Genomic DNA, 11850 nt, shown 5'->3' on the forward strand with positions numbered 1-11850 from the left:
GAGACATTCGCTGACCAGTTTCACTGGTCGTCCCCCGGCAACAAGGGTGAGTGCGCAATCCATTTTCGCGACCGGGCGATCTCCACGGCCTCTTTGAGGATTTCCGCTTCCATCGTTTTCTTGCCCAGCATCCGTTGCAGTTCACGGATCTGCTTGAGCGCATCGCTCAGCTCGGAGGCCGGCACCACGGCTTCGCCAGCACTGACCGCCGACAGGCTGCCGTCTTGATACAGCTTGCGCCACAGGAATAACTGGTTGGCATTGATGCCGTTGCGCCGAGCGACCACCGAAACGCTTTGCCCAGGCTCAAGGCTCTCTCGAACCATGGCCAGCTTTTGCTCTGGGCTCCAGCGGCGCCGCCGCTCCTGGCCCAAAAGCTCACCACTCTTATCGTTGCTATTAGTCATAAACATAACCGTTTGCCTATCCCTTATCGTAAGGGGGAAACGGTGTCCTGTCTTTCATGGGGCTCGTTCATACGGCTCGATGAGTCGTCGTTTCGTACAGACAGTGTCAACACTCGTCCCCCGGCTCTACCAGTACAGTATTGACGAAGTGTTTTGTGACCTTCAGCCAAGGTGAACTGATGTTTGAATCTCAGTTGCTTCTCGAGGCCCTCTTTTCTCTCAGTCAATCACAGCCCGATTCTTTCAGGAGCTTGACTGCATTTTCTCTCGCTGAACGAGAGTGGATGAAAAAAGTCGACCATTCGACCTATATGGGATTGGCCAGCAGTCCTGTCAGCCCACTGACAATCAAATTTGATGACACTGCGACCTCACAGCTCAAAGGCTCTGAAGACCTTTACAAGGTCATGTGTGTGCTTTTAGAGATTCGTGCGCAGTTAAAGAGCGACAAACTTAAAGCTCAGCTACGGCATGGCCTCACCCGACAAATGGCGAGCTGGCTTCAGAACGCAAACTTTCAATCTGTTCATGATGCCCTTCGAGGCGGACGCATCCAGTTCCAGCTGCGCGCCGGGACTGATGTTGCGGACAGAAATAATGCTTTACAAACATTACGGATATTGGGCGGAAACGCTAAGCGAGGGAGAAAGCTATGAGCCAGGCAGCATCATCGGAAACCATCATTTTTGCGAGAAAGATGATTGGCGCAGGCTTTCGAAGTGTTGTGGTCAGAAACTCCACGGGGGTTTCCAGAAAGATCATTGAGAACATGCGAAAGAATTCCGACGCGCCTGAGTCCTCATGCGGCCCATTGAGCAGTGCTGAGACATTGATCAAAAGCAATGCCGCGGCTGTCGAGGCAACCATCTTCTTGCTCAGTTATCGTCAACTGGCGATTAAGCCGGATGAGGAAATCGACGTTGAAGCTGTTATCGCTGCATTCGATGTATACCAGGATGCACACGGGGCTGCTCGCGGAGGTAAAGTCGATGAGACGGTGCTCCTTGATATCAATGACGCCTGGGTTATTGCCCGTGATTACCGTTCTGCAGAACTGAGTGAGCATTACTGCGGTCATTGCGGAATATCGTTTTTTAGGCCCGTTCGCCTTTCTCAAAAATCCTGCCCGCTGTGTCAGCTGCAGGACGTCGAAGATCAACCATCTGCGTTTGATAATAGCCTTAACATTTCCCAAGTAAGGGATGAGGCGTTAAAAATGCGCAACTGGGGTCAATCAGACGATGAAATAGCCCGCTCACTCGGCGTGTCCAGTGATGATGTCGAGAAGTTGCTAAGCCACTGATACCCTCCCCTCCCCTTTCTCAACTGCAGCAGTAGTAAATGCACGTACAGACTGAAGAGCAGATCCAGGGGGTTGGGGAGCAATGGAACCAAAAACCAACGTAAGCCATTTCTGGTTCGTGAACGGCATACGTGTAGCCTCCCCGATGGCTTGGTAGGCGCCGACCTCCAACTCACAGCTATGAGGGATGCATATGGCTGATTTGGCCAAGGTCGGCGACCCTGTTATTTGCCCGCGATGCGGGCCTAACCACATCGTCAGCGGATCACCCGATACCCTGGTGGACCATCAACCCGCTGCGTTGGTGGGCGTCAGCAAGACTGCGTGTGGCGCCACCATCATTTCCGGACTGTCCTGGTTCTTCATCGATAACTGCCATGCTGCCGTGCACGGCAGCATGCACTCGCATGGCGGAGTCGTGTTGTCGTCCTCAACGGTGAAGACGGGAGCGCCCAGCTCCGTCGCCGGGCGTTACACGGCCGCCTCGCCTGTCGATTTCAACCGGGTCAGTTATGAAGGCCAGCGCTATGAATATGGTGCTGATCCGAACCAGACACATCTGAAGGGCGGGCTGGTATTTATCGGCGAGCCTGAGCAGGCTTGCGTCTTTGCCAAGACATGCACCGTGCCGCCAGAGTCAACCGAGGCTGGTACACGGATCGAGCCCGCGGCCAACTTCGGCCAGGCCGTGGTGATGGGTTCGACGGCGATCGTCAGCACGGAAGGCGGCGCAACCCTTGGCCGGGTAGCCGGGCAAGCCGCACTGGAAACGCTCGGCACCTGGAGTCTACGTGGTGCTGCCGCCGCAGCGGGTACAGCGGCCAGTACGCTGTTGTTGGCCCTGTGGCCTACCAGCATGGGCGACTCCACCCTGACCGAGGAACAGTTGCGCGGGATGATGGCGGCCCCTACCAGGGTACGCTTTCAGTTCCGCCGGGATGCCGAAGGCATCATGCGGGTGTACGGCATTCACACCAGCGCGACCTCGGGCATGGACAGCGTGCCGGTGGTCAGCCAATGGCGCCAGGTCGGCAGTGCGATGGAGGCGCAGCTCAACGGCGTTACCATCATCTGGACGCCAAATAACGGCCCCGTGGTGCAAGCGCCGACCACCTATCCGGGTGTGACCGATGCACTGGAAAATATCCTGGTGCATCCGGCCGCAGAGGGCACAGACAGCCAGCTCGAAATTTATCCTGCCTCGGACGATATGACCTGGCAGGACTGCATTCTGGTTCTGCCGACTGAGTCGGGCGTGCCGCCGGTGTACGTAGTGGTTGCCAAACCAGCGGTCAATCCGCTTGAGGTCGGGCCTGCCGGTGAGTTGCAGTCACGCAGCAAAAAGGATGGGCTGGATATCGACCATATTCCCGCACAGAAGGTGTTGGAGTGGTACATGCGGGGCAACTTCGATGGACTCAGCAGAAGGCAGATTCGCGACTCGCCGGCATTGCCATTCCGGCGCGCGTTCACCAGAAGCACAGTGAGACCTATGGCGGACGCAACACTAAAGCCAAGCAAGCCCAGGACGCTGCCGATCTACGGGCGGCAGTGGACAGCAACTTCGACGCGATCAAGCCAGGGCTGCTAGAAGAAGGCTACGCTGGGGCCGACATCGAGGCAGCGCGTTCGCAGCTACATCAACTCAATCAGGAACAGGGGTGGTACTGATATGGACGCCGCAACCATTGAACGTTGGATTCTGAGCCTAGGGCGACCCTATGACGCCATGGTCGCCGAGGGGGTCATCCCCAACATGCCGCTCCAACAGTTATACAAAGGCCGTGATTGGCTAGACATTGAACCGGAGGACGGTCTAGAACTGAGCTTCTGGGCGGAAACCAAGCGACTGGAGGCGGTGTACATCACCCTGCTGAAGACAACTCCGTCCACAGTGCCGTACCAAGGCGAGCTACCCAAGCCTTTCGTCCCGGCAATGAGCCAGGCGCAGGTGCGTGCCAACTTCTGTGAGCCAATGGACTCGAAGGGCCCGATCAAGATGCCGCAGCCGATGGGCATGACTGGTGGCTGGGATGCTTATCGGCTTGATCCAGCCAGCCATCCCAACATAAAGGTGGCGTTCCAATACACTGCTAGCCTGATGGTCGATACGCTGGTCTTTACCCTGATCGACAAGGGTCACGACTGACCCTTCCTCATCAGCCAGGGTCCTTCAACGAAGCGCCCTGGCTCTCCCCTACAGGTCATCCTCTGGATTGCGCAGCGGCCGCAGCTCACCACGGGCAACCTCTTCCGGCACCGCGAACGAGTAGCGTCCAAGCATGTTGATGTGCTCGTGGATCAGCGGCGACAGCCGGACCACGTCCTCTTCCTGCACCGGGTAGCCGTGCTGCCTGAGCCGTTCCACGGCGGCGGTCATGTAGAGGGTGTTCCACAGCACGATGATGTTGACCACCAGGCCGAGGGCGCCGAGCTGGTCTTCCTGCCCCTCGCGGTAGCGCTGACGCAGCTCGCCGCGCTTGCCGTGGAACACGGCGCGGGCCAGGCTGTGCCGGCTTTCGCCCCGGTTCAACTGGGTCAGGGTGGCACGTCGCTTGGACTCGTCGTCGATGTAGGTCAGCGTGTGCAGGGTCTTCTCGATGCGGCCGAACTCGGCCAGCGCCTGGGCCAAGCGGGTGGGACGATCCCCTGTTTGCAGGGTGCGCATGATGCCGGTGGCCGGTATGCGACCGAGCTTGAGCGAGCCGGCCAGACGCAGCAGGTCGTCCCAGTGCTCGGCGATCAGGTCGAGCTTGACCGACTGCCGGGCCAGGCCGTTGAGCTTGCCGTAGTCCGCGTCCGGACGTGAGCGCCAGAAGCGGGTGCCGCCGACGTCGGCCAGGCGTGGGCTGAAGTGGTAACCGAGCAGGCGGAACAATCCAAATACCACGTCGCTGTAGGCGCCGGTGTCGGTCATGATCTGCGTCGGCTGCAACTCGGTCTGCTGTTCCAGCACCACGGCCAACAGGACCAGGCTGTCGCGCAGGGTGCCGGGCACGGTGATGGCGTTGAGGCCGGAGAACTGGTCGGAGACCAGGTTGTACCAGGTGACGCCCCCGCCGGTGCCGAAATACTTCGGATTGGGGCCGGCATGCACGGTGCGCACGGGCACGACGAAGCGCATGCCATCGGCGGACGCAATCTCGCCACCGCCCCAGGCTTGAGCCAACTCCAGTTGGCTTTGCGCGGACACCAGAATGGCATTGGCCGCCGACAGGGTGTCGTCGCGGATATAGTTCTGGCTGACCCAGGACAGCCGGTCGCGCCGCAGCGCCGGATTGTCGGTACGGGTCAGCGGCTCCAGGCCGGTGTTGCAGGCCCCACCTAACAGCACGGCGCAGAGGCTGGTGACCAGGTTGTCGGCCCGCGCATTGCGTTCGGACACATGGATGAAGGCCTCGGCGAAGCCGGTGCGGGCGGCGATCTCCAGGAGGATTTCCGGCAGATCGACACGTGGCATCAGGTCGGCCACGGCCGCCCGCAGTTGCAGCAGCGAGTTCGGTTCCTCCAGCTGTCCAGAGCGCCGAGCGAGGGGTTTGGGGAGCACCGGAACAGAAAGTGCACTTAAGCTCAGTCGCTGCTCAGCAAACTCCACGTTGCCGTCTTTACTGGCGTAGACGTTATCGTCTACCCGCACGGCATTGGCATTCACATAGCTGGGAGCCGCTCAGCGAGGTGTGATGCCCTTTCGCATATGATTGGTGTTCCCAGCATGGGCGCAGTCTTGTGGGTGAAAGTCCCGCCGTGAGCTGACCACAGTGAACGAAGTGAAGCGTAACTGCATGAGGGCGAACGAGTGTGGGGAGGAAGTGTGAATTCGGCGGTTGTGCGGTGAAGGATCAAACACCGCACATCGAAAAAAACAGGCATCCGGACAAGGCCTAATATTCGCAATTCGCCTCTGGAACTATTTTTCGGGCAACCAGCGCTGACTTAACGGCGTATCATCGCGCGCTCCAGAATTCAATGCTTGCAAGCGCGCCTCATAAGCAGTCCTGACCGGCTCCGGGACACCAAGTACCGGGGGCTGCAATGACACCAATGGTTGGACTCCTTTGTCCATCATTTCGCCTGCTACTTTGTCAATAAAACGCTGACGATCAAGGTGACGCAAACCAACTACTTCATCGATAAACCCACTGGCTTCAGCGTTACCTATATTCGGGTATCTATCTGCAATGCCGGCGCGGAGCATGGTGCGATTGTCGGTGGTAAAGTTATTTTCGCCATTGGCCACATAAGCTGGCATCAGTCCCGACAATGCTGCAGCCGAGGCCTTGATCGTGCCTAACTGTGGCGACACGATGACAGATGCCACCTCGATCAAGGTTTGATTTTCCACCTCTGCGGCGACCCCGCGCAGGTTGCCCTTTTTTTCGTTGGTTTGTTGCTGAAAGTAGTCTCGGGCCGCCAAATAATCTTCTACTTGACTCTGCAATACCTGCTTGTCGGGCGATTGAGCGCTATCAACTTGCCAAGTTTGCAGATGTGCCTGGACCTGCTCCGATGTCGCACCCTCTAACAACATTTGCGACAACTCTTCTGCCTGTTTGCCTGGAAGCTTGGTCATTTCCTGAAATATGCGGTCTAGAGCATGATCCTTGTAGCTATGCTGAACATTACCAGCCAACTGGGCAACCGCCGCCCCGACAATAATCAAACCGTTATCGCTATTGGAGCCGCGACTTTGTAAACCTATTACTGTCTTGAAAGGCTGGTCGCTATAGACTTGATCGTAGTCATATACAGGCTCCAGGTGATCAAGAAGACTGCCTAGCATGGCTCCAGCACTACCCGGCTTATGAATATCCTGACCCAAGGCATAAACATAGTAGTCCGCATCCAGGATCTTTTTTGGCTCTTGGGAGTCTTGTCCTGGCGAACTGTAATTCAGTCGCAATGCCGATCCATGCTCTTGCTTTGTTGGATGAATATCTAGTGCATCAACTTTATGCATAGCGCTTTTAGCCAACTCTGGCGCAAATTTTAGTTGGTTGCCATCCAGCAACACCGGATTGGTACTGCGGGTAAACCAAACCACATTTGCCCCAAGCTCCCCGGCGCGTTCAACTGCATCAATGCCAGCGTTTGGTCCATGTACCACCACTGTTTTTCCAGCAAACTTCTGGGGAGAGGTATCACTCGCCCGCATAAACTCATCCAGGTCCAGCACCTTGCCACGCAAGGTTTCCTGCTCATGCAGTTTGATGTTGTCCAGTCGTTTTTCTGCTTGAGTGTGTGGCGTAACGCTGTTCCAAATACTGGTATGGGGCCCGGCACCAGCCCCCAATACAACCTGTCGGCTGTCCAGAATCTGACCATTGTCCAGATTGATTCGAAAACAACCGTCATCCAGTCGCGAAATGCCTGTTACCAGCGCTTCCAAATGCTCTGCGCCTAACCCCACTGTTTGCGTCAGCTGTCGTTGGTTACTTGCAGAAAACTCGGCACGATCAGCATAGTTAGGATCATATTTCGGAACCTGTTGGTCCCAATGGCCGATAATTTCAGTTTGGTGATTGATATAACCTTGTCCACGAACATTCGCCGCCCAAGAGTCCTCCTTACCGACAATACTGACTTTTCCTAAAAATGGTGACGTTACTCCGTCTTCGGCAAAGCGACCATTAAGTTCATTCAGCAGGTAGGTAACACTACTACCCACTCCAATGAACGTCAGTTCGCGTACTCGATGCGGATCCAACGGCGTATTGGTGTTGCTGATAGTCTGGCTGGTTGCGGCCTGGGTCTGTTCTGTAGTGCCAGACCCCGTCACAGTGAGTTGCATATGATGCAAGTTGTACCCAATAAGCATTGTGGTGATCCTCTCTAAAAAATATCCCGGAAGCTCCCGGAGTCCAACATACGTTTGCGACACCTGCTCTTGTTTACGCTGATATAGAATTGGCCGGGGCAAATTTTCCTGCGCATTGGCCGCGATTCGCGGCGAGCATGTATGAACACGCCCTGCTTATTGTTTGCTGCATGAAAACATTGTGCAGCGTGGCAGAATGATCCGGAGTCTGCACGTCCTCCTTGAAGTGAGGCGCTGGCTCACTACATATTTGCAACCTCAAACTATTAGGATGTTTGATGAGCATGGTTCAGCACCGTGGAAAGCACCGCTGGTGAGGCTGCTTCAGCCTAAACAACGCCCAATGGCCATGTCTGTCAAAAAACGCGCAAATATTGTCAAAACGGAAACCTGGATTAGGCCCGCTGAAGGGAGGGAGTGAATCTAAGTGTGCATAGTTATATGTGCCGCTGACTAAAGCGCCGATAGGGTGTCGGAGCGGATCAGGTCAAACCCTGAAGGATGCGACCTTTTTGCCGGAGGGGTCACTGATCGTCCTCTGGATTGCGCAGTGGCCGTAGCTCACCTCGGGCGACCTCATCCGGTACCGCGAAGGAGTACCGTCCTAACATATTGATGTGCTCGAAGATCAGCGGCGACAACCGAGCCAGATCCTCGTCCTGCACCGGGTAGCCGTGCTGCCTTAGCCGTTCCACGGCGGCCGTCATGTAGAGGGTGTTCCACAGCACGATGATGTTTACCACCAAGCCCAAGGCGCCGAGTTGATCCTCCTGACCTTCGCGGTAGCGCTGGCGAAGCTCGCCGCGTTTGCCATGGAACACGGCGCGGGCCAGGCTGTGCCGACCTTCGCCGCGATTCAGTTGGGTCAGGGTGGCCCGGCGCTTGGATTCATCATCGATGTAGGTCAGCGTGTGCAACGTTTTCTCAATCCGCCCGAACTCAGCCAGTGCCTGAGCCAAGCGGGTCGGACGATCCCCCGTTTGCAGGGTGCGCATGATGCCGGTCGCTGGTACTCGGCCGAGCTTGAGCGACCCCGCCAGGCGCAACAAGTCATCCCAGTGCTCGGCGATCAGGTCGAGTTTGACCGACTGGCGGGCAAGTCCGTTGAGCTTGCCGTAATCCGCCTCTGGGCGCGTGCGCCAGAAGCGGGTGCCGCCGACATCAGCCAGGCGCGGACAGAAGTGATAGCCGAGCAGACGGAACAACCCGAACACCACATCGCTGTAGGCACCGGTATCGGTCATGATTTGTGTTGGCTGCAATTCGGTCTGTTGTTCCAGCACAACCGCTAGCAGTACCAGGCTGTCGCGCAAGGTGCCGGGCACTGTGATGGCGTTCAGGCCAGAGAACTGATCAGAAATCAAGTTGTACCAAGTGACGCCCCGGCCGGTACCGAAGTACTTCGGGTTGGGGCCGGCATGCACCGTGCGCACCGGTACGACGAAACGCATGCCATCGGCGGAGGCGACCTCGCCGCCGCCCCAGACCTGAGCCAGTTCCAGTTGGCTTTGCGCCGCCACCAGAATGGCATTGGCTGCTGACAGGGTGTCGTCACGGAGATAGTTCTGGCTGACCCAGGACAGTCGGTCACGGCGCAGCGCTTGGTTATCATTGCGGATCAGTGGCTCCAGGCCGGTGTTGCAGGCTCCCCCCAGGAGTACGGCACACAGGCTTGTCACTAGGTTATCGGCCCGCGCATTGCGTTCGGACACATGGGTGAAGGCCTCAGCAAAGCCGGTGCGGGCGGCGATTTCCAACAGGATTTCCGGCAGATCGACACGCGGCATCAAGTCGGCCACGGCTGCACGCAGGTGCAGTAGCGAGTTCGGTTCCTCCAGCTTGTCCAGCGCTCCGAGGGACAGCTCAGTTTTACCATCAGCGCTCTCGCTCAGCTGGATGGCAGGGTTTTCGGGCAAGCGGGCGGCGACTGCCTGCCACGTTGCATCCAGCTCGACAGACAGGGCGTCCAAGGTGGTTTTGGCATCGATGGTCAGGCCCAGCGAGCGGCAGATGATCGGTCGTGCCGTCAGCCATTCAGCACCATCGAGCAGGCCTATACGCGGGTCGGCATAACGCCAACTGGGTGAAACAAAGACATCGCGGCGACGTAGGGCAGTACGCAGTGCATCAAGCGTACAGAATACATAGGCACCCATGTCGAGGGAGCCATCTTCGCGGGTGATGTGCTGTTGCCAAGCCTTGGCCACGATCTCCTGCGGAGCATCATCTTCCGGCTTTCTCCGAGGTAGGTTCAGTTGCAACCAGTCCAGACTAGCCGCCACGCCCTTGCCAGCCGGACTGAAGCCGAAGCGAATATGCTTCAATAGGTCGGGAAGGAAACGGCGCACGCTGCGATAGCGCTCCTCCAAGGCGAGGTAATACACATCGTTGGCCGGACGGATCAACGCGGTGACCTCTTCGAGGGCTTTCTCCAGCGTGGTACGTGGCAGGTCGTTGAACAGCCAGGCACGGACGTTGTCATCGCTGATCGAGCTATCCAGCACGACCTTGCACGCGGCGGCGAGCATTGCCGCCGAGCGATCTAGGTCTTTTAGACTACGCAACCGAGCTTTCTTGTCGGCCCTCTCCGCGTTGCTGAACAAGTCGCGCAGCAAGGCCTCCAGGACTTCCAGGGCGTCGTCGTGCGCAGTCGCCTCCAGGCAAAGCGCGAACGCCACCAGCGTCGCCATCCGTCGCGAGGCCGGCAGCCGGTTGATCGCCGTGACCTTGGCCGTGTTGGCAAAGCGTGCCAAGGCCGCGATTCGGCTGGGCGGGATATGCGCCGCTGCGGGCAAGGTGATGCCGATGCCGCGCACGTCATCGAGTCGCCGCAGCGCCCGGATCAGTGCGGGCCCACTGATCATCACCGGGCCGGAGCGCAATTGATCCAAGCGGGAGTAACGGTTGCCTTCGACCACTACCAGTAACTCTTGCAGGTGCTGTCTCTGCTCATCGGTCACACTGCGGCCCAAAGTGAGCCAGAGGCGTTCTTCGACACGGCTACGCAGCTGGGCGATAAACCGCTCCAGTACGGTTACGCCAGGCAGTAAAACCTTGTGCGTCAGCAACCAGGTCGTCGCCCGATTGAACAGCTCACCAGGACGATCTGTCCCTGTCCAGCAGAGCGCATACAGCCAGCGAGCCAGTCGAAAGCCGACGCTGGAGTCAGCAAACACCCGATAGCCATAACGCTCCTGAATCTCGCCGGCATGACGTTGACGCTGGCGGGTTTCAGCATAGGCGAGGATGCAAATCGGATCATTGATGCCGAGTTGACGACTGAGCGCTTGCAGCACCTCATCCGGAACGGCTGAAAAGTCTTCCGGGAAGGTGCCCAGGTAGCGGACGCTGGTCAGTTGCGTGGCGTAGCCAAGGCGGTTGTGTTCGCCGCGCAGCGGCAGGAGAGCTTTGTGGTCGTCATCGCTCAGGTGGAAATAGCGTTCCAGCTCTTCGCGGCCAGGAGGATCGACATAGCGACCAAAGCCGTCGCGTTGCTCTTGAGTCAGAAAGCCAACCGGCATCGATCACAGTACCTCGGTGCAGAATACGGCGGGGGTGACAATCCGCGTGCGTTCGATATGCCCGCGTTGCAAGAGGCCTGCGCGGCGATCACCGGTTACCAGGTAGTCCGCATTGCCCGCCAAAGCCATGGACAGCAGAAAAGAGTCATCCGGATCATCGGCTTCAATCTCGATGGTCAAGCGCTCCAGCACCATCGCCCGTTGCAGGTTATTGATCATGGCCCCCACTTTGGCAGGCTGCAAAATGGCCTGAAGCTTGGGGTAACGACTGGCGCGACGAATCTCATCGAGCTGTGTCCGTGAGGTCACTACCTCGAAACGAGCCGAACGCCAGGCCCGATAGATTGCATCGGGAGCCCCATGCGGTGAGATCAGCGCACTGAACAAGATGTTGGTATCCAATACGACCCGCATCAGCGCTTACGCGCCCAGGCGAGCGCTTCATCAACCGCGTCGGACAGTTCTGCCTCACTCAGATGGGCGTTGGAAGCCTTGGCCTGTTCGGCGCTCAGTTCCAGAATGTGTGCCCGCACCGCTTCTTCGATGAAGCGCGACAGGTCGCCCTTACGGCCACCGCCTTGGCTAGCCAGAAACATGCGAAGCGATTGGTCAGTGTCGGTAGAGACAGCGACGTTCCAGCGAGTGGTGTTCATAACTTTTCTCGTAAATAGGTGTTTGTGTGTTTATACACTCACCTTGTGCCGCTCTGCAACAGTTCGAAAAAACCTTCGTTTTGTCGAACTTTAACGAGGCATGACCCTGTTCGTTAACCTGACCATGTTAAAGTTCAAATAACTGGTACGC

Annotated in this window: 8 protein-coding genes and 2 pseudogenes; 4 read left to right on the plus strand and 6 right to left on the minus strand. The window is 57.6% G+C overall.

All coding sequences use genetic code 11. The annotated features are described in order from the left end of the window. Window positions 1–407 (minus strand): annotated as a pseudogene (locus CKW18_RS20155) (transposase); the annotation flags it as partial. 155 nt (window positions 408–562) lie between these two features. Here CKW18_RS20155 and CKW18_RS20160 point away from each other — a divergent pair. The 4 genes from CKW18_RS20160 (at window position 563) to CKW18_RS20175 (ending at window position 3859) form a co-directional block, all read left to right on the plus strand. Beyond that, window positions 563–1063: a hypothetical protein gene (locus CKW18_RS20160; protein WP_141233128.1), complete on the plus strand. Its 501-nt coding sequence runs from the start codon at window positions 563–565 to the stop codon at window positions 1061–1063. After that, complete coding sequence (locus CKW18_RS20165) at window positions 1060–1710, plus strand: FlhC family transcriptional regulator (protein WP_095190413.1); 651 nt, start codon at window positions 1060–1062, stop codon at window positions 1708–1710. Before CKW18_RS20160 ends, CKW18_RS20165 begins: the two co-directional genes overlap by 4 nt. 193 nt (window positions 1711–1903) lie before the next feature. After that, window positions 1904–3301, plus strand: a complete 1398-nt coding sequence (locus CKW18_RS20170) for an S-type pyocin domain-containing protein (RefSeq protein WP_256587030.1) — start codon at window positions 1904–1906, stop codon at window positions 3299–3301. 81 nt (window positions 3302–3382) lie between these two features. Next, entirely contained in the window at window positions 3383–3859 is a 477-nt protein-coding gene (locus CKW18_RS20175) for a DUF6392 family protein (RefSeq protein WP_095190414.1), read from the plus strand. A gap of 48 nt (window positions 3860–3907) precedes the next feature. On the opposite strand, the pseudogene CKW18_RS20180 reads toward CKW18_RS20175, so the two are convergent. From CKW18_RS20180 to CKW18_RS20200, 5 genes and pseudogenes are all read right to left on the minus strand, one after another. Further along, window positions 3908–5221: pseudogene (locus CKW18_RS20180) on the minus strand (Tn3 family transposase); the annotation flags it as partial. Between the two features lie 396 nt (window positions 5222–5617). Beyond that, window positions 5618–7525 (minus strand): restriction endonuclease, encoded by a 1908-nt coding sequence (locus tag CKW18_RS20185; RefSeq protein ID WP_095190415.1) that lies wholly within the window; start codon window positions 7523–7525, stop codon window positions 5618–5620. A gap of 524 nt (window positions 7526–8049) precedes the next feature. Continuing rightward, window positions 8050–11046 (minus strand): Tn3 family transposase, encoded by a 2997-nt coding sequence (locus tag CKW18_RS20190; protein WP_095190416.1) that lies wholly within the window; start codon window positions 11044–11046, stop codon window positions 8050–8052. 3 nt (window positions 11047–11049) lie between these two features. Beyond that, window positions 11050–11460, minus strand: coding sequence for a putative toxin-antitoxin system toxin component, PIN family (locus CKW18_RS20195; RefSeq protein ID WP_095190417.1), 411 nt, complete (start codon window positions 11458–11460; stop codon window positions 11050–11052). After that, on the minus strand, window positions 11460–11699 hold the full coding sequence (locus tag CKW18_RS20200) for a ribbon-helix-helix domain-containing protein (RefSeq protein ID WP_095190418.1): 240 nt from the start codon (window positions 11697–11699) through the stop codon (window positions 11460–11462). Before CKW18_RS20200 ends, CKW18_RS20195 begins: the two co-directional genes overlap by 1 nt. Window positions 11700–11850 lie beyond the last annotated feature (151 nt).

It is taken from the genome of Pseudomonas sp. Irchel 3E19, assembly GCF_900187585.1.
GTDB classification, from domain to species: domain Bacteria; phylum Pseudomonadota; class Gammaproteobacteria; order Pseudomonadales; family Pseudomonadaceae; genus Aquipseudomonas; species Aquipseudomonas baetica.